24 protein-coding genes are annotated in these 20,227 nt (G+C 70.2%); 16 read left to right on the top strand and 8 right to left on the bottom strand.

Annotated elements, in window-relative coordinates; translation table 11 throughout:
* The first annotated feature begins 14 nt into the window (after positions 1-14).
* From ACFV04_RS03200 to ACFV04_RS03175, 6 genes are all read left to right on the top strand, one after another.
* Positions 15-881 (top strand): radical SAM protein, encoded by an 867-nt coding sequence (locus ACFV04_RS03200; RefSeq protein ID WP_380526487.1) that lies wholly within the window; start codon positions 15-17, stop codon positions 879-881.
* Position 882: 1 nt separating this feature from the next.
* Positions 883-1,068, top strand: a complete 186-nt coding sequence (locus tag ACFV04_RS03195) for a hypothetical protein (protein WP_380526485.1) — start codon at positions 883-885, stop codon at positions 1,066-1,068.
* Between the two features lie 83 nt (positions 1,069-1,151).
* Positions 1,152-1,997, top strand: a complete 846-nt coding sequence (locus tag ACFV04_RS03190; protein ID WP_380526484.1) for a GNAT family N-acetyltransferase — start codon at positions 1,152-1,154, stop codon at positions 1,995-1,997.
* Between the two features lie 256 nt (positions 1,998-2,253).
* Positions 2,254-3,459, top strand: coding sequence for a pentapeptide repeat-containing protein (locus tag ACFV04_RS03185; RefSeq protein WP_380526482.1), 1,206 nt, complete (start codon positions 2,254-2,256; stop codon positions 3,457-3,459).
* Between the two features lie 50 nt (positions 3,460-3,509).
* Entirely contained in the window at positions 3,510-3,728 is a 219-nt protein-coding gene (locus ACFV04_RS03180; RefSeq protein WP_380526481.1) for a hypothetical protein, read from the top strand.
* A 517-nt stretch (positions 3,729-4,245) separates the two neighbouring features.
* Positions 4,246-4,782 (top strand): hypothetical protein, encoded by a 537-nt coding sequence (locus ACFV04_RS03175; protein ID WP_380346153.1) that lies wholly within the window; start codon positions 4,246-4,248, stop codon positions 4,780-4,782.
* Positions 4,783-4,861: 79 nt separating this feature from the next.
* Here the strand turns inward: ACFV04_RS03175 and ACFV04_RS03170 are convergent, their stop codons facing one another.
* Together ACFV04_RS03170 and ACFV04_RS03165 are read right to left on the bottom strand one after the other, a co-directional pair.
* Positions 4,862-5,497, bottom strand: coding sequence for a PQQ-binding-like beta-propeller repeat protein (locus ACFV04_RS03170; RefSeq protein ID WP_380526480.1), 636 nt, complete (start codon positions 5,495-5,497; stop codon positions 4,862-4,864).
* Positions 5,437-6,117, bottom strand: coding sequence for a hypothetical protein (locus ACFV04_RS03165; protein ID WP_380526478.1), 681 nt, complete (start codon positions 6,115-6,117; stop codon positions 5,437-5,439). Before ACFV04_RS03165 ends, ACFV04_RS03170 begins: the two co-directional genes overlap by 61 nt.
* Positions 6,118-6,406: 289 nt before the next feature.
* On the opposite strand from ACFV04_RS03165, the gene ACFV04_RS03160 reads away from it, so the two are divergent.
* Positions 6,407-6,652, top strand: a complete 246-nt coding sequence (locus ACFV04_RS03160; RefSeq protein ID WP_380346155.1) for a hypothetical protein — start codon at positions 6,407-6,409, stop codon at positions 6,650-6,652.
* Here ACFV04_RS03160 and ACFV04_RS03155 read toward each other — a convergent pair.
* Positions 6,600-7,073 (bottom strand): transposase, encoded by a 474-nt coding sequence (locus ACFV04_RS03155; RefSeq protein ID WP_380526477.1) that lies wholly within the window; start codon positions 7,071-7,073, stop codon positions 6,600-6,602. The genes ACFV04_RS03160 and ACFV04_RS03155 overlap by 53 nt on opposite strands.
* A complete protein-coding gene (locus ACFV04_RS03150) occupies positions 7,070-8,026 on the bottom strand; it encodes a hypothetical protein (RefSeq protein ID WP_380346159.1) in 957 nt (318 codons plus the stop codon). The genes ACFV04_RS03155 and ACFV04_RS03150 overlap by 4 nt, the downstream gene beginning before the upstream one ends.
* Positions 8,027-8,814: 788 nt before the next feature.
* Between ACFV04_RS03150 and ACFV04_RS03145 the strand changes: the two genes are divergently transcribed.
* Positions 8,815-9,426 carry a hypothetical protein gene (locus ACFV04_RS03145; protein ID WP_380526475.1) on the top strand — a complete coding sequence of 204 codons (612 nt, stop codon included), beginning with the start codon at positions 8,815-8,817 and terminating at the stop codon, positions 9,424-9,426.
* A 222-nt stretch (positions 9,427-9,648) separates the two neighbouring features.
* Here the strand turns inward: ACFV04_RS03145 and ACFV04_RS03140 are convergent, their stop codons facing one another.
* Positions 9,649-10,524 carry a hypothetical protein gene (locus ACFV04_RS03140; RefSeq protein WP_380526473.1) on the bottom strand — a complete coding sequence of 292 codons (876 nt, stop codon included), beginning with the start codon at positions 10,522-10,524 and terminating at the stop codon, positions 9,649-9,651.
* A gap of 236 nt (positions 10,525-10,760) precedes the next feature.
* Here ACFV04_RS03140 and ACFV04_RS03135 point away from each other — a divergent pair, with 236 nt between their 5' ends.
* Positions 10,761-11,054 carry a hypothetical protein gene (locus tag ACFV04_RS03135; protein WP_380526471.1) on the top strand — a complete coding sequence of 98 codons (294 nt, stop codon included), beginning with the start codon at positions 10,761-10,763 and terminating at the stop codon, positions 11,052-11,054.
* Between the two features lie 993 nt (positions 11,055-12,047).
* Here ACFV04_RS03135 and ACFV04_RS03130 read toward each other — a convergent pair.
* The gene (locus ACFV04_RS03130; RefSeq protein ID WP_380526469.1) at positions 12,048-12,821 is read right to left on the bottom strand and encodes a NucA/NucB deoxyribonuclease domain-containing protein; all 774 of its coding nucleotides are present in this window, start codon (positions 12,819-12,821) and stop codon (positions 12,048-12,050) included.
* Positions 12,822-13,527: 706 nt separating this feature from the next.
* On the opposite strand from ACFV04_RS03130, the gene ACFV04_RS03125 reads away from it, so the two are divergent.
* From ACFV04_RS03125 to ACFV04_RS03095, 7 genes are all read left to right on the top strand, one after another.
* Complete coding sequence (locus ACFV04_RS03125) at positions 13,528-13,917, top strand: hypothetical protein (RefSeq protein WP_380526467.1); 390 nt, start codon at positions 13,528-13,530, stop codon at positions 13,915-13,917.
* 277 nt (positions 13,918-14,194) lie between these two features.
* A complete protein-coding gene (locus ACFV04_RS03120) occupies positions 14,195-14,458 on the top strand; it encodes a hypothetical protein (RefSeq protein ID WP_380526465.1) in 264 nt (87 codons plus the stop codon).
* Positions 14,433-14,957, top strand: coding sequence for a DUF6879 family protein (locus ACFV04_RS03115; RefSeq protein WP_380526464.1), 525 nt, complete (start codon positions 14,433-14,435; stop codon positions 14,955-14,957). The genes ACFV04_RS03120 and ACFV04_RS03115 overlap by 26 nt, the downstream gene beginning before the upstream one ends.
* Before the next feature lie 25 nt (positions 14,958-14,982).
* Complete coding sequence (locus tag ACFV04_RS03110; RefSeq protein ID WP_380526462.1) at positions 14,983-15,831, top strand: helix-turn-helix domain-containing protein; 849 nt, start codon at positions 14,983-14,985, stop codon at positions 15,829-15,831.
* 151 nt (positions 15,832-15,982) lie between these two features.
* A complete protein-coding gene (locus ACFV04_RS03105; RefSeq protein ID WP_380526460.1) occupies positions 15,983-16,135 on the top strand; it encodes a hypothetical protein in 153 nt (50 codons plus the stop codon).
* Between the two features lie 192 nt (positions 16,136-16,327).
* Positions 16,328-17,014, top strand: a complete 687-nt coding sequence (locus ACFV04_RS03100; RefSeq protein WP_380526458.1) for a phytanoyl-CoA dioxygenase family protein — start codon at positions 16,328-16,330, stop codon at positions 17,012-17,014.
* A gap of 32 nt (positions 17,015-17,046) precedes the next feature.
* Positions 17,047-17,472: a hypothetical protein gene (locus ACFV04_RS03095; protein WP_380526456.1), complete on the top strand. Its 426-nt coding sequence runs from the start codon at positions 17,047-17,049 to the stop codon at positions 17,470-17,472.
* 67 nt (positions 17,473-17,539) lie between these two features.
* Here the strand turns inward: ACFV04_RS03095 and ACFV04_RS03090 are convergent, their stop codons facing one another.
* Together ACFV04_RS03090 and ACFV04_RS03085 are read right to left on the bottom strand one after the other, a co-directional pair.
* A complete protein-coding gene (locus tag ACFV04_RS03090; protein ID WP_380526455.1) occupies positions 17,540-18,778 on the bottom strand; it encodes an MFS transporter in 1,239 nt (412 codons plus the stop codon).
* A 326-nt stretch (positions 18,779-19,104) separates the two neighbouring features.
* Entirely contained in the window at positions 19,105-20,127 is a 1,023-nt protein-coding gene (locus tag ACFV04_RS03085; protein ID WP_380526453.1) for a hypothetical protein, read from the bottom strand.
* Positions 20,128-20,227: the final 100 nt, after the last annotated feature.

Below are 20,227 nucleotides of genomic sequence, written 5' to 3'. Positions count from 1 at the left end.
CTTGGACGACTCACATGGCTGCGTTCACTCCCGAGAGTGAAGTGCAGAGAAGCTACCTCGGCCTCAGGGTCAACTCCGGCATGCCGCTGGCGGACAAGCTCGCCTGCCTCAAGGTCATGGCCGAGGCCGGGGTGCTGTGGCTGCAGATCACCGGCGGCGAGCCGACCGTGGACAAGGACTTCATCGCCTCCTACCGGGCCGCGTACGCGCTCGGCATGATGATCACTGTCTCCACCAACGCCTCCCTGCTGTGGCGGCAGAACCTGCTCGACCTGTTCGCCGAGTGCCCGCCCTACCGGGTCACCGTGTCGATGTACGGTGCCACCAAGGCCAGCTACGACGAGCTGACGCAGCGCCAGGGCGCCTGGGACCTGTTCGTCCAGGGCATGAACGCCGCCCGCCGCGTCAGGCTGCCACTGCGGATGAGCGTGATCGTCACCGAGGACAACGCCCACGAAGAGCAGGCCATGATCGCGCTGTGCGAGGGCTGGGGGCTGGAGTACAACGTCTTCACCAACATGACCCCCACCATCTACGGCGGCGGCGAGGTGCTGACGGCCCAGTCCAAGGAGCACCTGCGGATGCGCAAGCCGTTCGGCGGCTGCAACGCCGGCCACACCTTCTTCCACACCGACCCGCACGGGCTGGTGTCCATCTGCAAGATCGGCCGCGACGACCAGATCAGCCTCCCCACCGAGGGGATCGGCGGCCTCGCCCGGCTCGGCGCCATCGCCGACCGCCTCATGCTTCGCACCGGTGGCTGCTCCGGCTGCCAGCTGTCCGGCACGTGCACCGTGTGCCGGCCGCTGGCCAAGCACTACCAGGAGGCGAAGGCACCACTCGGTTCCTACTGTCAGCACGGCTTCCAGAAAGCAGGGTGAAATGACCGCTGTCGCTGTCGAACTCAGCACCCGCCGTCCCCTCCCGGACGACGGCCTGCCCTACCTGACCCGGCCGATCCTGGCCCCCAGCGCGCCCGTCACCTCGATCATCCCGGTCGCCGACCTGGACGACGTGATGGACAGCGTGAAGTGCTCGTGCAACGCGGGCGACGACAACCCCCACTGACCGAACCCGGTCACTTCCGCTCAGGCCCCGACGCTTCTGCGTCGGGGCCTGAGCCCTGCCCGCCGGGCGAGTAGGGTGCGGGTATGGAGCTGTCCTGGGACCTGCTGCACCCCGTGATGTCCGTGCCCTACCTGCCGACACTCGGGCCCCTGCACCCCGACGCGCTCAGCGGCGACCTGCTCGACGCTATCGCCCAGGTCGCCGCCACCGGCGGGTTCCTCTCCCACGACAAGGACCGCCGCTGGTCCGACCGCAAGGACGAACGCCTCCTCGTCGGCGACGTCCACCAGGACGCCCGCCGCACCCTGATCCCCACCCTCACCGGCCGCGGCGTCCTGCGAGTCCACCTGTACGGCGCCCCCGAGCACCGCCCCGAGGCCATGGAGACCGCGGCCAAGCTCGCCGCCGTCCACGACGCCGCCTCGGCCCGGGTGATCTCATTCCAGGCCGCCCCGGACCCGGTCGCCGCCTCCACCCGCGTCCAGCTCCGCACCTTCGACCAGCCGGCCCTGCCGGTCGGCGGGATCGAGCACCTGGACACCCTGCCCGAACCCGTACGCGCCACCTTCGGCGCCTTCGCCGAGAAGCTGGCCGGCGAGGGCTTCGCCTTCCTGCACTCCCGGATCGACAGCGTCGGCCCCGTCCTGACCGCCATCCGCGAAGACCGGGTGGTGGGCGCCATCGGCCCCATGGAGACCATGCCCGACCCGATCGGCCGGGCCCGGCTGCTGCCGCAGTACTTCGGCGTCCTGCCCGAGTACCGCGGCCTCGGGCTCGGCCGCCGGCTGTGGCGCGCGGCCATGCACTGGGGCCACGCCAACGGTGCCGACTACCAGCTGCTGCAGACCACCGCCGGCGGCGCCTCGGACCGGCTGTGCCAGGCCGAAGGACTGACCGACCTCGGCTTCGTGTGCACCACCACGGTGTGACCCCCGCCGTTCCCGGTCGGTGTGCCGCATCAGCAGGCGGCTCCTGAACGACCGGCTCCGGACGCCGGCTCAAGCCGGGAATCCCAATCCCACCAAGATCATCGCGTGGCGGCTTTGGGTTCACCTTGGCACCTGACCGGTTCGTCGGTCCATAATCGGCGTGCGAGGTTCGGCCCCGCCCCCGTGCGGGTGGTCTTGCTGTGCGTTGCACCGAGCCGCACGGCTGGGCGAACAGCAACGCGCTCTGCTGGATGGCATGAAGGAGTCGAAGCGGCGGGGCAAACAGGCCTGGGTGACAGTGTGGTACGTCCTGGCAGTACTTGCTGGAGTCGCCCTGGCGGGCGTCGCCATGTGGGAAGTGCCCTGGTGGATCGACGACCATTACCTCAACGACAACTTGAAGCAGCCCGTGGCAACTACCGTAACCGGGGTTCGCACCGCCCTCCTGGCGATCGGAGCCGGCGGCCTGGCCGCAGTCGGCATCCTGTACACCCACCGCACCCTGCAGCACACCCGAGAGAGGGACGACGAGCAAGCGGAGCTGACCCGGGAGGGGCAGTACACCGACCGGTACACCAAGGCTGTCGGTCAGATCGCCTCTGCCAATCCGGTCGAACAACTCGGTGGCATCTACGCGCTGGAACGCATCATGCGTGACTCGGAGAAGGACCACATCACCGTGGTCGAGGTCCTCGCCGCGTTCGTTCGCGAACATGCACCGGCCCCCCTTCAGCCCCCCTCAACCCAGCACCGCTTGCGACTCGCTCGCCGGCGCCTGCGCGTCGGAACACCGGACACGACTGCGCAGCGCGGAAGCCTTACGAAGCGGGATCTCTGGGATCCGCATCATCCGGCCGAACCGGTCCAGGCTGCATTGACCGTGCTCGGCCGTCGGCCAGAGGGCCGCGACGAGCCTTTCCGCATCAACCTGGCTTGGACGGACCTACGCGGAGCAAACCTAGACGGAGCCTGTCTTGAGGGGGCGCACCTGTCCAAGGCTCACCTTGAGAAGGCAACGCTGATCAAGGCGCACCTGAAGGGGGCAAACCTGACCGACGCCCACCTGGAGTGGGCAACCATGGATGCTGCTCACCTGGAGGGCACGGACCTGACCGACGCCCACCTGGAGGATGCGACCATGCGCAGCGCCCATCTGGAGGGGGCGAACCTGACCGACGCCCGCCTTGACGGGGCGGTCATGTACGGTGCCCACCTTGAGGGCGCAAACCTGACCGACGCCTACTTGTGGGCCTATCTGTTCGGCGCCCACCTGGACGGGGCAGACCTGAACGGCACCCACCTTGAGCTAGCGCCAGACCTGACGGCTGACCAACTGGTATCCGCCCGACCCCGGCACTCTACCCATCTGGCCGAAGGAGACCTTGCCGCAAACGACGCGGTCAGGGCACGGATCACCGCCGTGGAAGAGAAAGAGGACCGCCGCGCCCCCGACTTTCGATAAGCTCATAGATAGGGCACGCCAGTCGGGCATCACGCGGTCCAGGACGAGCCGTGAAGGCGATCATCGCCGAGCTGGTCAACCACCAGCCGACCGGCCGGCAGTTCATCGTTGACCTCGCCACACGCACGGAGACACTCGCGCTGGTCGTCGAGCAGTTGCTGAACGACCTCCAGGACCAGAACGAGGTGTCCCTCCGCCGCTACTTCAACAACAGCAGCGTGCTCGAATGGGTGGGCCCGATGCATAGGCGGCGCTTGGAGCAGCACTGACCCTTGCCGTGAAGACTGCCAGGCCCAGCAGTGTCGGCCCTACGTCCCGAGGCGGCAGGTGCTCCGGCTGCGAGCTCTTCATTCAGCTACGGAACGTCATGGGCCCCCAGCGTTGAAGGAGCTATACAGACCAGTCGAACAACGACTGCTACCAGTGTGGACCCCCAGTGCGTACCGGCGGCACGCGAGCAGCGACTCCGCCAGCTGCTCCTCACCCAGGCCCTGACGCGCGGCCGCAAGGTCGCCGCCCCAGGCCGGCAGCGTCGCCAGGTAGGCCCGCCACTCGGCCTGCACGGCCATCAGCGCGCGCTGCGCCTTGAGCAGCCGGTCCGGGTACGGATCACCGGGACGAAGCAGCCGGCTCCGACGTCCGCTCCGCCGGGGGTGACCCAGCGGTCCGATACCGCACTCGTCTCGCCACGATCGGGTGAACAACCCCACCGGCCGACCTCGATACAGAGTTGGCGGGCCATAGCCTGCTCCCCAACCGGTCCACAGCAGTGAGGAGTTCGCGCCCGTGCTCGTGTTCTGCCAGCCCAGGGAGACGGATGTTCGCCCCCCGCTGAGCGACGCCGGAATCGAGCCCTACCGGGCTCCGGACTGGGTCGCCGGCAAGGCCGTCACGGCCCGCTCCGGCTATGTCCTTGCTCCGGGGGACTGTGCCGGAGCGCTGCGCCTGTCCTACCAGGAACTGTCGTGCGCGGAAGAGATCGAAGCCGCATTCCACGACCGGATGCGAGAGGAACTCAACAGGTCCGGGTTGCTGGTGGCCGAACAGATCGACGCCAGCCGCGCCTGCAACGTCGGGGTGCGGGTCAAGGGCGTCCGGGAGCTGACGAGTGCGGACACCGCGCTGCTGCTCGCCGCCCGTACCGGCCACCTTCATCAGCAGGGGACCAGGTGGACCGGCGTTGATCCTGACGCCAAACTGCGCACACGGCTGGTCCCGGACCTGATCCTGACCGGGCTGGTCGAACGAGGACCGGACGGCTTCGCCGAATTGACCGCCGCCGGCGCGGCCGTGCTCATCCCGCCAGCCGATCTGGCGGGATGACAGCTGCTCCGGTGCATCTCCCTTGGTCCAGAGGAGGGGCGAATAGTCTTGCCGGCGAGCCGCCACCAGGGCCCGGGGGTCAGCCGATGGCGGGGTAGACCGAGAGCCTGGTGCCGTCGCCGTCAGGGCTCCCGACACTCATGTAGCTGTTGACGATGAACGGGGCGAGTGTCGGGGGGCTGGGCAGATCCTGGCCGGTGACGGCGTCCAGGGCCACCGGGCCCCTTGAGGTTGTGCCGTAGACGACGCCGTGCCAGGCCGTGGTCAAGCTGGGAGCGATCCGGGTCTTGGCGTCGTCAGGCAGGCGCCACAGGGTCTTCCCGCTGGCCGTGTCGAAGGCGAAGGCGAGATCCTTGTCCCCGCAGACGGTCACCGAGCGCTCGTCGTAGGAGCAGCCGAAAGGCGTGGAGCCGCCGCTGAAGTCGAAGAGCTGCTTGCCGGTCGTGCTGTCGATGATCCAGGCGTAGCTCTTGAAGCCGACGAAGCTGCGCCCCTGGAGGGCTACCCGGTTGGGGCCGGCCGGAGTGAGGGTCGTGTCCAGCAGGTCGTAGGTCTGCTCCGCGGTCCACGCGATGCTTCCGTCTGCGATCTTCAAGGCGGACACCTGGTGCTTGGTGTACTCCGGCGAGACGAAGCCGACGACCTGGTCGCCGGTCAGCTGGACGCCGGTGAAGCCCTTCTGGGTCCAGAGGACCTTCTTTGCGGCGAGGTCCACGGCCCAGACGAGGCCGTGGTCCGTATCCCCCCGGCGATGACCACCGTCGTGCCGTGGACCCCGAGCACCGTGAGGGACTTGATGCCGGCGTAATCCGCTGGGAGGTCGATCGGGACGGTCCAGCCGTCCGAGCCCTTGGATGTGGACAGGGCGACCAGCTCGACGCCGGTGTGGTCTACGGACGTGCCCTGGCCTGGGATGACCATGCGGAGCGCGGTGAGGACCACCCGCTTGTCGCCTGCCTGGGCGAGGACCGGCGGCGAGTGGAGGTTGCCGGGGTGCGTGGCGTTCGCGATGCCGACCGCGTCGTGCCGGTACAGGGCATCGGCCTCAAGACCGACGTTGTCGGCGATGTAGTACGTGGTCCCATCGAGGAGGACGTCGGTGGCACGGGTGTCCTGCGGCAGGGGCTTGGAGGCCTTGCCCTGGGAGAACAGGGTCGGCGGGTCGTACCCCTTGAGGGTCGGCGAGGGCGTCGGGGGCGGCGCCGCGGACGACGCGGCAGCCGCCCCGCCAACCGCCGTACCTCCACCACCTACTGCTGCCCCGCTGGTGCAGCCCGTCACCAGCACGGCGGCAGCAGCCGCAGCGAGATAGGCGGGTATTCTCCGCGTCGTCATGTGTGAACCCCCCTCATCCATCCTGCAGCCATGGTCGCCCGGAGGACAAGTGATCACTCTAGCGGCTGGTTCGGACACAAGGGGTTCCGCCCTGGCATGGCGACGACGCGTCCAGCAAGAGGCCAGCCCGCCGCCCGGACCCCCGAGCGGGCAGGTGTGTCGGCCCCTCGCTGCCCCCGCGGGCGACCACGACCTTGATGTTCGGCACCCGGACCCGGCACCCGGCACCCGGACCCGGCAGCCAGCGGCAGGAGCAAGCGGGAGCCGAACGCGGCCACAAGTCTTCGCCATGCTCGCCCCCGACGAGCAGCGTCTCGCCAGCCCGCAGGCCTGGACCGGTTTGGAAGCCGAGATCGGCACCGGCCTGCCCGAGGACTGCAAGGCGGTCGTCGACGCCTACGCGCCGATGCAGATCAACGGGCGCCTTGGCTTTGTTCACGAGTTTGGGCTCTGGCTCAACTTCTGGATGCTGTTGGTGATCTTCAGCAGCTGTCGGTTTGGGTCCGGTCGATCGTCTGGCGGCAGAGGCGTGTGAAGCGGGTTGCGGGGCTGGTCCGGGTGTTGCCCGGCTGATGCTGGTGGAGGCGGATGAGATTGGTTCCGGCCGCCGTGAGCACGTGTTGGACGTGGGATTTCGCTGTGCCTCGGTAGCGGCAGTGGCGTAGGCCGTGGGCGTGCACGGTCTCGGAGACGGTGGCTTCGCAGCCGGACCTGAGGGAGTATCGCTCGCGCCAGGGCCTGGTCTGCTGGTCGCGTCGTGCCCGGTTCTGGATCTCCTGCAGAGGCTGGGGCAGGAGGAGGATGTGCCGGCCCTTGCCGTCGACGTTGCCGGTGCATTTCAAGCGGTCATCGCAGGCCCGGCAGGTGGCGCGGGGGAAGAGCACCGACATGCGCTCCTGGCCGTCGGAGAGTGTCGGCTTCCATGACGGGCTGGTCGCGCCGTTCGGGCAAGTCAACGTTCTTTCCTGCCAGTTGGGTATGAAGTCTTCCTTGTTGAACCCTGGGTGGGCGCGGGAGGTTGGGGCGAGGCGGACCGGGCCGACCAGGTCGATCCCGTGCTGGGTCTTGGCCCGGTGGATGGTGGCCGGGGTGACGTATCCGCCGTCGACCAGGTGCTCGCCGGGGCGAGACCGCGCGTTGCGAGATCGGCGTGGATCCTCTCCAGGGCGTCGATGTCCTGCTCGGGCGCCGGCGTGGTGGCGACGTGGACGATCACGTTGGGCAGGCCGTCGTCGCAGGTCTCAGTCTGGTGGTCCTTGTAGCCGACCCACTCGGCCTTGCCGGGCTTGTGGCTGAAGCGCGCCTGAGGATCGTGAGGAGAGACGATCTCCACCGACGACCAGGGGACACGTGCCGTCGCCGGATCCGGTCTGCCCTCGGCTGCCGCCCCCGAGGAAGTCGTCCGGCGGGCGGTATGGCGTCGGCTCTGCCTGTCACGGGCCTGCTTCGGCCCACGCCATCGTAGAGTGTCGTGCTCGTCGAACCAGTACTGTTGGACCCAGACCTGTCGCAGCACCTCCACCTGCGGCAGCCGCCGAAGCCTGGCTGGGGTGTCGGGAGCGGTGAGGGCCTGGAACAGCCGCATGCCGTCCTCGCCGACCCTGAGCGCGTACTGCTCTCGCTCCTTGGTCTCCCTGGGCAGCCGGTCGTAGCGCACCGGCCGGCCGTAACGTCGGGCCCACTCGTCGGCGACCAGGGCGGAGACCCATTCCTCGTCGGCGGCGGCCAGCTCCTCCAGGGCCGCGCGCAGGGTTTCCCCGACGAGCTCGATCCGGTCCAGGCGCCGAACTGCCGCCAGGACGTGCGTGGAGTCGGTCCGCTGCCGCCCGCGCCGCTTGACCAGCCCGGCCTCCGCCAGACGATCGACCATCACCGCCAGAAGCCGGTCCGCCCGATCGCCCTCGGCCATCCGGTCACGGAACCCACCGGCCCCGGCGACGATCCGGCCGGTCAGGACGGCGAGGGGCAGCGACGTCCTCGGAGCCGGGAGCCAGGCCGGCTCCGAGGACGTCCACAGCCGGGTCCGCGACGGGCGGCCGGGCCGGCCCCGGAGACCATCGAGCAGGCCCTCGACCACACCCGGCACGACGAGCGCGCCGCCGACCCGTACGCCGACGCCGGAGACGAGGCCGCCTACCGGGCGCACCGGCCCCACCGACACCGCCCGCCGACTCGCCGACCCCGCCGCACAACCCCTCTGCACCGCCCCGGACTGTGCCGGCCCGCACACCCAGAACGGCGCCGACCACCAGGCCCTCCGCGACCTCACCCGCCACCTCGACCCCGCCACGCCGCGCCAGGTCATGAACCGGCTGGAGCGCACCCGCACTGCGGCACCGAGCCCGCCCCGTCCCGCCCGTCCCGTCGTGCGCCCCAGCCGGCTCTGACGGCGCGGCGCCCGTGCTCCGGACGCGCGGTTCACCGTGCTGGTCATCCGCCCGGCCCCCGGCGGCGCTGCGCCCTGCCGGGCTGCCGGTGGTGTCGGTGGTGGGTTCCAGGGTGCGGCGGGTGACGACGTCTGACGAGATGATGCCGCGTCAGTCCGCCCGTACCCACCGTGACCTTCAGGTATCCCTCCGCCTCGACGGGGTGGCCTCCCGAGGCTGCTTTTTGACATCGCGAGGGCGGTCTCCGCCGTCTGGACGTCACCGGGAACGGATAGCCTCCGGCGGGGGCGGGTGGCTGATAGGAGTGGACGTGGACATCGAGGAGATGCTGGGCCGGCTTGGTGCGGTGATCGGGCCGCCGCCGGAGGGGGTGGTCCCGGTGCCGTGGGAGCTCGGGCCCGGGGCGCTCGGTTTCCAGCTGCCCGCGGACTTCCGGGCGTTCGCGGACCGGTACGGGATGGTCAGCATCAGCGACGAGCTGCACATCTACACACCGTCGGCAGCGCCCGGTCCCGAGACCGGGCAGCCGCTCGGCTTCGAGGGATTCCTGTACTACACGACGGAGCCCTACGGGTACTGTGCCTGGCTGGCCGAGGCCTACCGGGACGGGGACTTCGACGAGTGCCCGTATCCGCTGTTCCCGGCCGAGGGCGGCCTGTTGAACTGGGGCAACAACTACAACTCCGACCATTTCTTCTGGCTGATGCGGGGCCCGGACCCGGACCGGTGGCCGGTTGCTGCCAAGTTCCACTCGATGCGGGAGTGGGACCTGTTTGAGGGCGGCTTCCTGGAGTTCCTGCTGGCAGCGGTGACGGAACAGTATCCGTACCACGGGGACGTTGTTCCCGGCGGGATGAAGCAGGTCGGTGACGGCCGTGCCTATCGCCCTTGGGGTGACTGGTCGAAGCACCTCCGAGAGTGAGCCCACCGACATGGTCAACGGCCGGATCGAGGCGCTGCCGGGGCTCTCGGACGGTTGGAGTTTGGGGCGGGGCTGACTTCCTGCTCCGCTCATGATTGATCTCGGGCTTGGTGCGGCAAGGACTCGGTGACTCTCCGGCTGCTACGACCCAGGGCGCCCACGTTCCCCTCTCTGTCGCTGAGCGCGCCGCCTTCGCCGACCACTGAGCGCCCTGACGGTTTCTCAGGCCCGCGGGGGTGCCAACCACCGTTCTGCGCGACCCTGCTTGTCGGAGTCTCCACAGTGGCGGGCGTGCGCCAGCAATCGGGCGCGCAGCGGTTCGGGCAGATCGGCAACGTCCCGCTTCTGGCGCGGGCGAGTCTCCCAACCCACCAGATGCCGCACGGCCCCGGCGTCGTGCCGCTCCTCGGCCCGCGGGTCAGCCAGCCCGGCGAGCAGGTCGGCGATCGGCACCCTGCCGAGCAGTTCGCCAGGCACGCCCTCGTGGACGGGGTAGCCAGAGCAGCGCCCGCTGCCGGAGCCATACCAGTCGAGCAGGGCCAGCACCCGCTCCACCGGGTCGGGGAACGTCAGTTGCAGTCGGTCCGTGAGTTCCGCGAGCAATTCGGGGGAGGGACTGCCGCCGGTGCGGGAGAGGTCGAGGATCCGGTCGGCGAGCCCCTCCAGTCCGGCGGGCATCGCGGCCAGCCAGTTGCGCTTCTCTTCGGCCCCTTCCTCCGCTCGTTGCCGGTCGGCCTCGAACTGTTGCATGGGGCCGGGCATGCCGTGCCTGTCCAGCCAGGCCAGGAGCAGGCGGCCGTCGGCGAGGACGGCGTCGCTCTCCCACTGTCCCCACCTCAGTGTCGCCCCGTGGTGCAGGACGACGACTGCAAGCCGCCCACCGTCCCGGTCGAACACCTCGAAGCGGACGTCCCCGAGGCACATGCAGTGGAACCCGGGCAGCGATTCCACGGTCATGGCCGTCCTGAGCTGTGCCGACTCCGCCGGATCGGAGAGGTCCACCCGGATCTCTCCGTCCGCCCCGGACCCGCTCACCGAGCTCACCTGGACCACGTGTGCCTGCTGCAGCACGCTGTCCAGCGCTGTCGTCCCGTCCATGAACCGATCCCTCCCCGTCCGGGCCGCAGCTGCACAGCCCGCCCGATTCCACCGCGGCTCCCGACCGCCTCGCAACCCAGTTCCCCCGCGCCCGCATTTCAGCTCGCACACCGACAGGCGGATCCTTCCGGAGTGAAGGTGAAGCCGTCCGTGAACAGGGTGCCGCCGTCCCGGAAGCCCCCGACGGTCCCGCACCGGCCCACAACCCCTACTACGGCACCTGGCGCGACGCCATCATGGTCCCGCGCGAACTCGCCGGCCCGCCCGCCACCACGCCCGATGAGTCCTGCTGGCGCCTGACCTGGCTGCGCACCGGGGGCGGGCGGCGCTCGGCGCTGGTCACCGCCCAGCGCCGGCCGGGCCCCGGTCTGCCGTGGATCGTCCACGCCAGGTGGAGCGAGGACAAGGAGGCGGCCTGGGTGATCGCGGACAACGTGGCCCTGCAGCCGCTGCCGCAGAACAAGAACGAGACCGCCCAGCCGTCGCCGGACAAGGCCGGCGCGGACAGCGGAGCGGACGATGCCCGGTGACCACCGCGGCCCCGAACACCGACCCCGGAACCGAACGCCGCCTGCGGCTGGCCCATCTCCTCGACGAGACCTCGCCCGACGCCCGCTCACGCCGCGCAGCCGCCCAGACCCTTCCCGTTCTCGAACCACTCACCCCGCTCCTGCCCACCGGCGGCCTCCCGCGCGGCACCGCCGTGGAGACCGACGACGCCTCGCTGCTCCTGGCTTCCCCGTCAAGTCGGCGTGTCGTGTTTTCGCCTGGCTCGGTGGAGCTAAGTCCTGGTCGAAGGCGTCGGGGACGGGCACGGTGCGCCCGCAGCGCGTCCTGGGGGGCTTCGGTGTCCGCGTCGCGTGCGGGCAGGTCGGTCACAGTCGTCGTCATGACCGGGTGAACCCGGATATCGCCGACCGGGTTACGGCCCACCGTCGGCCCACGGGGGCCGATACCGTCACCCGAACCGCCCCGGGGTGACACACTCTCAGCCATGCGCGATGATCACCCCGGCCACCCGGCCCGCCGCCGACTGGCCCAGCCGTTCTCTCACCAGGCAGCCGCTGTCGGCCAGCCGCTCGGTGAGCGCCTCCTGCCGGTACAGCACCTGGACTCCCCTTTCACCGCCCCGGCACCGGCCGCACCCGACACCCCGCCGCAGCCCGCCCGGCCCGCCGCCCGCCGCGCCCTCGGACCCGGCGGCCTCGCCCACGCCGCAGCCGAGTAGAACCGGCCGACTGCACCGGCCCACGCACCGCACCCTGCAAAGGCCGGTGAGATCCGCCCCGCATAGCCGGTGAGTTTCGCCCGCCGAACTTCCACCGCAGACATCGCACGGGGTTGAGCCGCAAGCGGGGGAGGCCCGGGGTTCGAACGAGACGGTGCCATGATCGCGTGGCTGTCGCCGCGGGTCGAGACGAGGCCGTTGAAGCCCTTGTACATCGACTGATCGATGTCGGGAGGGGTGTCCTGGATCCAGTACTGGTGACCGCGGATGTCGACCTGGACTGTCTGGTGCCCGGTCACACCGCTACCCAGTACTGGTCGCCTTCGAGGATGCGTTCGTTCTGGACGAAGCTGGAGATGTACCCGGCCTGGGAGTTCTCCTCTGCTTCCGGGGCCCAGACGGAGCCGGAGTTCGGCGGTGCGCTGTTGGGGTTGGCCGCGCCTTCCTTCGTCGTGGCGAAGGGGTACTCGTCGCACGTGGTGCCGGCCGGCTGCGGCCCCTTGGGCGGGCATGCGGCACTGCGGTTGGCTCGCTGCGAGTTCGTGTCGCGGGTGAGAGGTTGTCCAGTGCCGAGGAGACCGTAGTGGAGACTTCCGTTGGTCTGCACGTTGCGGATGTTGGCCGCAATCGTGGGCAGGCGAGCCATGGTGTTCAGGGAAGGCTGCCCGTAGTAGGAAACGCAGCCGGCGTAGGAGCCGACCTGATCGTCGCAGCGGAAGGTGGGGCTGTACCAGTCGGGTGAGGTCCAGGTGGTGCCCCCGACGACGCTGACGGTGGCGTGGTAGTCGATCTCGTCGAGGTGCTGGGTTGTCGTGCTATCGGTGAAGGTACTGGTCCAGTTGATCACGTCACCGACCTTGACGGACGTGCCGGTGGGGAACGTGGACGAGGCAGTGCAGGTCCCGTGACAGGTCGGCGCGAAGGTCGCAGTCATCGGCGGCAGGGGGCCGCTGGCGCTGACGAACTCCCACGAGTCGGCCTCGACGAATGTGCGAGAGGTGGCGCTGTACTTGATGTACTGAGAGAGATAGGCCTCAAGCGTCGACGACTTGCCACCGGAGCTCAGCACAGTGAGATGCGTCGGCTGGTCCCTAATGCAGGCCTCCGACCGGGTGGTCTCCCACCTCTTGCCACACCACGAGGGCAGCGTCTGGGGGACGGAGGAAGGCCTTACTGCCGCGCGCGGTGCAAGGACCGTCATTGGCCGGGCCTCGGCCCGCACACCGGCTGTTCGCTCTGACCAGCAAGCGAACGGCACGAAGCGTCCGAAGGATTGAACGACGTGAGCCCAACGTCGACCGCGCTGACGACGGAGGCACCGGTCGCGTGCACAGCTCCACTGGCGGGTCCTAACAAGGCGAGTCCGAGGGTGATCACCGCAGTGCCGACCAAGAAGTTCCGGGTCGCTTTCAACACCTTCTCCAATCGCAATGACTGATTCGTCCGGTGGAACGCTTCCACCAGGTCGTGGTGCAGGTTCCGGGAGGGCACCAGTGAAGGCGAAATACCCCCGGTCACCTCCTACCGGTGCGAACGGTGTGGCTGTCGTGGACGGTTCAACACGTGCCCAGAAATTGGACTTTGACGACATGTCGGGACGCGGCGTGGGGCAGCAGCCAGCTTGCTTTCCCCGACTGCACCAACGACAGCGAGGCTGCCGCCACCCCGACCTCGCTCACACCTTGGAATCCTTTGCTACAGACGTCGCTGCTCGCCGGGGTGACCGCCTTCGCCACACCGAACTCGGTGACCCGACTCAGACGAAGAAGGACACGATGGACACCATCTTCATCGCCGCCGCACCCGGAACCACCTGGCCGCCCTCCCGCGACGACGCCGAGGAGCACCTGCTGACCCGCTTCCCGGATACGCGGACCTGGCGCAAGCACGCACCCGCCACCGGTAGGGACTACCTCGACTTCCAGGTCGAGATCGACGGCGAGATCCGCCTGGGCAGCTACTTCGAGCACCGCAACCTCGTCCTCACCGACGGGACCCCCGATGTCTGGGCCGACACCATCGCCTGGTTCCTGAACCTCCTGCCCGCCGACAGCCGGGTCGTGGCCGTAGTCGAATCCAACCCGGACAGCGTGCGAGCCATCCCCCCAGGCGCTGATGCCGAGCAGATCCGCGAGATCCTCCAGTCACTCGTCGACATTGCCTGACGGGGAGTCCTCCCCCGGACGCCGCCGGCGGCGTCCGGACTGTTCGAAGGCTTGCCGAAGCTGGCCGCCCGGTCCCGATGGATCGCGGGGAAGCTGAGACCGGCCGCGCAGGGTTGCGGCGGCGTGGCCAACGGCCGTGGCGTTCGCGCAGTACCCCGCCCGCAGCCCAGCGCGGGACGCGTGCCACCAGGCCGTGCCCGCGCACACTTGACGTTAGGTCACTCGTGGGTGGAGCGTCATGCAAAGCCACGCAACCGACTTGGCACGGGAGGGCATCATGACGCTACGGTTCGCCGGGGTGGACCCCAACACCGGCAAGGACGAGAGCCCGATGGTCTGGGTGGACGACGCGCGGAAGGAGCTCGTCGTCCAGGGCCTCAAGCCCGACGGCGAGCTCCTGACAGAGATCGGGACGACCGAGTGGGTGCCCGGCCACGCCGTCGGTACGCCCGACCACGAGAACGTGACCCGCATCCCGCTGCGTATGGCGGCGATCATCAGGAAGGCGCTCGACGATGCCGAACGTGACGGCCTTCTCTGAGCTGCTGGCCGGCGCCCGGCACTCCGCGGTGCACCTGGAGATGCGCGACTCCTACGGCATCGCCGGCGAGGCCGCCGAGTTCGAGCAGTTCCGGCGGACCGGCGTGCACCCGGACCTCGACCCCGAGGGTGAGGGCTGGTCCGGCTGGGTGTCGATGGTCCGGGCCGCCGTCGCCCGCGGTGTCGTGGTGCGCCGTGCCCGGATCGTCTCCGAGCCGGTCTCCGCGTATATCCGCTACGAGCACGCCGGCACGGTGGTGAACCTCGCGGCCGGTGAGCAGGTCCGCTGGCTGCCGCGTCGCCGGGCCTCCGACCTCGCGCTGCCCGGGAACGACTTCTGGCTGTTCGACCAGGCGGTCGTGCGTTTCAACCACTTCACCGGCGACGGGGCCTCCGGCGGGCCGGAGATGTGCGAGGACCCCGCCGTGGCCAAGCTCTGCGCGGACGCGTTCGAGGCCGTGTGGGAGCGCGCCGTCCCGCACGAGCAGTTCACCGTCTGACGCCCGGACCGGACGACCAGCCCCCGTGCCCGCCTCCCCGTCCTCCAGCGCCCAGGAAGCCCGCCTGGCCGTTGCCGCGCGGCTGCGCGAGATCATGCAGGACGCCGGCCTCCAGGGCCAGGAGCTGGCCGCCCGGTGCGGCTGGAACGGCGCCAAGACCTCCCGCATCATTAACGCCAAGACCGCGCCGTCGGACGCCGACATCCGCACCTGGTGCCGGGCCTGCGACGCCGACGACCAGGCCGAGGACCTGATCGCCGCCAACCGAGCCGTGGACTCCATGTACATCGAGTGGCGCCGCCTCACCCGCACCGGCCTGCGCCGCCTCCAGGAGTCCGCCACGCCGCTCTACGAGCGCACCCGGCACTTCCGCTCCTACTCCTCCCGCGTCGTGCCCGGCGTCCTGCAGACCGAGGCGTACGCCACCGCCCTGCTCGCCACGGTCGCCGACTTCCGCCGAACACCGGACGACGTCGCCGACGCCGTGAAGGCGCGCCTGGCCCGCTCCCGCGTCATCCGCACCGGCAACCACCGCTTCGCGATCCTGGTCGAGGAGTCCGTCCTCTACTACCGCCTCGGGACCGCCGAGACGATGGCCGAGCAACTGGACCACCTGCTAACCGCCATGGCGCTGCCGGCCGTCTCACTCGGCGTCATCCCGTTCACCGCGCAGCGCACCATGTGGCCGGTGGAGACGTTCAACATCTTCGACGACGCCGAAGCCGGTGTGGAGTTGCTGTCCGCCCAGGTGACCGTCACCACGCCCAGCGAACTCGCGCTCTACGCCCAGGCGTTCGACCGGCTCAAGGACTTCGCCGTCTACGGCGCGCAGGCCCGAGCCCTGATCGCCCGGGCCGCTGACTCCCTGGGCTGAAATTCTGCAAACGCCTGCAAACGCGTTGAGTGAGCATCCCGTTACTCCCTACCGTCGTTGATGCCGCTCGGTGCGAGGACAGACCGATCCCCCTCGGCTCCGTGGACGCCCCGGGCGGCGCCCCACCCTCCGACGCCCTGGAGTGCCGCCCATGCCCTCGAGCAGACCGAAGCTTCGACAACTTGGCGGCGACCTGGTGGTGACGGTCGGTGGCAGGACGGTGGTCCGCATCGCCCACCGCAGCATCGCCTACCGCCGGGCCCGGCTGCTGCGCCGGCTGCACCTGCTGGGGCCGCGGCGGTGAGCAGTTCCGACTTCGTTCCGCTGGAGAGACGCCGACGGGGCCTGATCATCCGCTCGTACCGCATCGCGCCCGACGGCACCCGGTCCGACGACACCGGCGTGGTCACCGTCGACCCCGACGACGTCTCCCCACACTCCCGCCACCCGGCCGCGACCTGGCCGATCTGCCCCTGCCCGATCCACGGAGGCGACCGTGCTCACTCAGGTTGACGGCATCCTCGGCCGGCGCGGCACGAGCTCGCCCATCGTGTGGTCGATGCCCGGCGCGGCACGCGGCCGTGCCGCGATCCTGGTCGGCGAGCACCGTGGGAGCGGCCAGGAGATCGCCCGGAACCCGCACCTCACCGAGGACTGGGCCGGGTTCGCCGTCCGCTCCCCGCATCTACTGGCGGCCGTCCAGGCCGTCCTCGGTCCGGACGTCGCGGTGGAGAACACGTTCCTCGTGGTGAAGTGGCCGGGGAAGGCGTTCGAGGTCCCGTGGCACCAGGACGGCATCGGCGCCCGTCTGGAGCTCCATCCCGAGCGGTCGGTGTCCACGTGGCTGGCCATCACCGACGCCACCGAGGCCAACGGGTGCCTCGAGGTCGCCCCGGGCTCCCAGCGGTTCGGCTACCTGCCGGTGGAGAAGGAGGCCGGCACCGGCGCGGAGCGCGGCCGGGCAGACCAGGCCGCTGGCTTCACCCCCGAGACCACCGTCCCCGTGCCGCTGCGCGCCGGCTGCGCTGTCCTGATGGACAGCCGCCTGGTGCACCGCTCCGGCACCAACACCAGCGACGGCGCCCGCATCGGGCTGAACGTCCGCTACACCGCGCCGGACGGCATCCTGCGGCGCGATCCCACGAGTCCCAGCGTCGTGCCGATCAGCGGCACGGGCTGGTAGTCCGCCAGGACAAGGGAGAGGAGAGCACCACCGTGACCATCCTCGACACGCTCGATGCGACGACCGCGGTGACCCGTGTGCGCGTCCTGACCGGGGAGGACGCCGACGCGGCCCGCCGCGCCGACAAGACCCCGATCGGCAAGTCCGACTGCACCTACTACTGCCCCGACGCGGCGACCGCCGAGCGGTGCATCGAGGCCCTGCGCGAGTCCGACGAGCGGCTGCGAGGCCGCCCGGAGGAGCTGATGCTCTGGGACTGGCAGTGCACCTACTGGGAGCCCGAGCCGGGCAACCCGAACGGCGGCGGCGCTGTCCTGCTCGGCGTCGCCTGGTACGACCTCGGGTTCTTCGCCGACCGGCGTGACGCCTGGTTCGGCGCGATGCACCAGCACATCTACAAGAGGCTGGGCATCCCGCTGGAGGACATCACCGTCACGCACTGGTCCCTGATCGCGTGATCTGAGACCAGGAGCACGAAGGGCCGGACTCCCGCACCACCAGGGAGCCCGGCCCCGCCGCATACCCTCAGCCGCTCACGCTCTCCAGGACCGGTTCGGCGCCGGGCAGCGGCGTGCGGGTCTTCGCCCACCACACCACCACGGCGCACCCGGCGAGGCCCACCACGGCCGTGGCGAGGCCGCCGGCTGTGAACCCCGCCCTCGGGTGGGCCGCAGCCAGCGCGGGAATCCCGGCCATCGCGAGGGTGCCCATGGTCCGGATGACCGTCTGGTCGAGTGTCAGCAGTCGCCTGCGGGCTGCTGGCGGGAACTGCGCGAGGTGCGTGGACAGCGCCACCGCCAGGAACGGCGACACCGCGCCGTACGCGGCCGACACCGCCACCAGCTCGGCGACCGTGCTCACCGACCCGGTCACCGCCATCAGCGTGCCGGACACCGTCCACGCGGCGCAGTAGAACAGCGGGAGAGAGCTCGGGAGGCGGACGTTCCCCGCGACGACGTTGCCGACGATCGACCCGGCTCCGGTGGCGGCCAGCATCACACCGTAGGTGCCCACCCCACCGCCGAGCCGCACCGCCACCAGCGCGGGCATCACGATCGACACCGCACCCGCGAAGATCGCGATCCCGTGGACGGCCAGCACCACCCCGGTCTCCGGATGCGTGCGCACCAGGGCTCGGGCCCGCGTCCGCGGGCTGGCCCCCGAGGGTGCGGTCGCGCCTGCCGGTGCCGATGCCCGGAGGCTGGTACCTGCGCCGAGCACGGCCAGGGCGACGGCGGAGAGCGCGAACGTTCCCGCGTCCAGCCAGAACAGCCCGGCCATCGGCATCACGGCCAGCAGCACACCGGCCGAGGCAGGGCCGGCGACCCGGGCGATCCGGCTGGTCGAGTCCATCAGCCCGTTGACGGCCTGCACCTCCTGGGGCCGGACGAGGTCCGGGACGAGCGCCCCGAGGCTCGGGTCGAACAGCGCCCCGCCGACCCCGAGCAGAGCGGCCGACACCAGCAGCCCCGGCGTGCCCCACACCTCCCATGTCCACGGCAGCGCGGCGACCAGCACCATGCGGACCAGGTCCACCCCGGCGAGCGAGCGCAGCGTGGTGAACCGCTCCATCACCCGTCGGCCGACGGTGCCGAGCACGATGTAGGGCACAGACTCGGCGATCGCCACCAGGCCCATCGCCGTGCCGCCGGATCTCTGCCAGGCGAGCCACATCACCGCCAGCGCGTACAGCCGGTCACCGAACACCGACGCCGTCTGCGCGCCCCACAGGAGAAGAACCGGGCCTCGTCGCAGCAGCCGCACGTATCGCAAGATCTTTCGCCCTCCGGAAAGCACGAAGTCCCGGCAGCAGGCTCGCCACCGGGAACTCCCGTAACCCTAGGGCAAGTTGAAGATCACCTGTCGCAGACTCCCCGATCGTCACAGGCAGCCGGCTGACCGTACCGGACGCGCCACGCCGGACATTGCACCCGCCGGGTGCCCCGGCGACGGCGCGCAGGCCCCTGCTTCACACCGCCTGGCACGGCACCTTCATGGCCCGGGCGCCGCGTGGTGAAGTCCTCGGGCGGCCGGGCCCGTACACACTCCGGCCGCCTGACCCCGCGCTGACAGGCAGGGGATGGCCCGGGTCAGGGGGCTGCCGGTGCCAGCAGGTCCGGGGTGAGGTCGGCGCCGTGGCGGACGATCCGGGGCCGGTGGCGGTAGCGGCCGAATTCGGGGTGATCCTGGTCGGTGAGGATCTCGACGACCACCTGGGGGACGACGGGCAGGTAGGTGACCGGTGGGCTGCCGGGCAGCCCACCGACGGTGCCGGGCAGCTCGGCCAACTGGTCGCCGACCGGTTCCAGCAGGGACGCGAGGTGGCTGCGCAGTGCGGGCTCAAGGGGCAGGCTGACGCCGACCGGGCGCAGCTGTCCGGTGGTGTCGGGCTTGGCGAGGACGGCTGCCTGCTGGTTCGGGTTGGCGGCTGCGGTGATGCCGGTGATGACGGCCTCGGTGGTGTGCCGGCGGCGCCATTTGGTCCAGCCGGAGCCGTAGCGCGGCAGGTAGGGGTTGGTGGGCTTGGCGACGACGCCCTCGATGGCGCCGCCGAGCGCGCCGACCCAGGCCAGCGCTCCGGCGTCGGTGCCGCTTGCCGGGGTGGGCTGGATCCCGGTCGGGGCGCCGTCGAGCAGGTCGAGCAGCCGCCGTCGGCGGTCCAGGTACGGCAGGCTCCGCAGGTCCCGGCCGTCCCGGCCGGTGGCGAGGAGATCGAATGCCACGAAAACGACGGTGAACCCGGAACCGGGCTTCGGGCCCTTGCCGGCCCGGCTTTGCAGGAGGCCGAAGGACACCCGGCCGTCGGTGGTGACCGCCAGGAGTTCGCCGTCGAGAACGGCCTCCGGCACCTGCTCGGCGCTCTGGGCGACATCGGACATCGCGCGGGTGAGGTCGGCTCCGTGCCGACTGAACACCCGAGCAGTGGGACCGGTTCGCAGCAACGCACGCCAGCCGTCCTTCTCCAGACTGAGGCATGTCTCAGAGACACCAGTCGGGTGATCAGCGCTGGGGGGATCGGGGCCACGACGGAAAACCTGGCTGGCTGGTCTCGGTAGGCGCGTTCTCGGTGACGTGCGGATTTCGTCTTTCTGTCGGCATCGCTCATGACACACGGTGACTCAAGGAAGCAGGGGGCCTCAAAAATGACCCGAACGCTTGGCCAGCATCGATTTCCCAGTTGATTGCCGTCGTCAAGAATCAGAACGGTGATTT

The sequence above is a fragment of the Kitasatospora sp. NPDC059599 genome, from assembly GCF_042735125.1.
Classification (GTDB): Bacteria; Actinomycetota; Actinomycetes; order Streptomycetales; family Streptomycetaceae; genus Kitasatospora.
This window is presented reverse-complemented; position numbering and strand designations above follow the sequence as displayed.

Excerpts from the sequence above, each read along its gene's own strand:
- ACFV04_RS03200 (WP_380526487.1), top strand. The coding sequence starts at position 15 with ATGGCTGCGTTCACTCCCGAGAGTGAAGTGCAGAGAAGCTACCTCGGC.
- ACFV04_RS03195 (WP_380526485.1), top strand. The coding sequence starts at position 883 with ATGACCGCTGTCGCTGTCGAACTCAGCACCCGCCGTCCCCTCCCGGAC.
- ACFV04_RS03190 (WP_380526484.1), top strand. The coding sequence starts at position 1,152 with ATGGAGCTGTCCTGGGACCTGCTGCACCCCGTGATGTCCGTGCCCTAC.
- ACFV04_RS03185 (WP_380526482.1), top strand. The coding sequence starts at position 2,254 with ATGAAGGAGTCGAAGCGGCGGGGCAAACAGGCCTGGGTGACAGTGTGG.
- ACFV04_RS03165 (WP_380526478.1), bottom strand. The coding sequence starts at position 6,117 with ATGACGACGCGGAGAATACCCGCCTATCTCGCTGCGGCTGCTGCCGCC.
- ACFV04_RS03160 (WP_380346155.1), top strand. The coding sequence starts at position 6,407 with ATGCTCGCCCCCGACGAGCAGCGTCTCGCCAGCCCGCAGGCCTGGACC.
- ACFV04_RS03150 (WP_380346159.1), bottom strand. The coding sequence starts at position 8,026 with ATGGCCGAGGGCGATCGGGCGGACCGGCTTCTGGCGGTGATGGTCGAT.
- ACFV04_RS03140 (WP_380526473.1), bottom strand. The coding sequence starts at position 10,524 with ATGGACGGGACGACAGCGCTGGACAGCGTGCTGCAGCAGGCACACGTG.
- ACFV04_RS03135 (WP_380526471.1), top strand. The coding sequence starts at position 10,761 with ATGGTCCCGCGCGAACTCGCCGGCCCGCCCGCCACCACGCCCGATGAG.
- ACFV04_RS03125 (WP_380526467.1), top strand. The coding sequence starts at position 13,528 with ATGGACACCATCTTCATCGCCGCCGCACCCGGAACCACCTGGCCGCCC.
- ACFV04_RS03120 (WP_380526465.1), top strand. The coding sequence starts at position 14,195 with ATGACGCTACGGTTCGCCGGGGTGGACCCCAACACCGGCAAGGACGAG.
- ACFV04_RS03115 (WP_380526464.1), top strand. The coding sequence starts at position 14,433 with ATGCCGAACGTGACGGCCTTCTCTGAGCTGCTGGCCGGCGCCCGGCAC.
- ACFV04_RS03105 (WP_380526460.1), top strand. The coding sequence starts at position 15,983 with ATGCCCTCGAGCAGACCGAAGCTTCGACAACTTGGCGGCGACCTGGTG.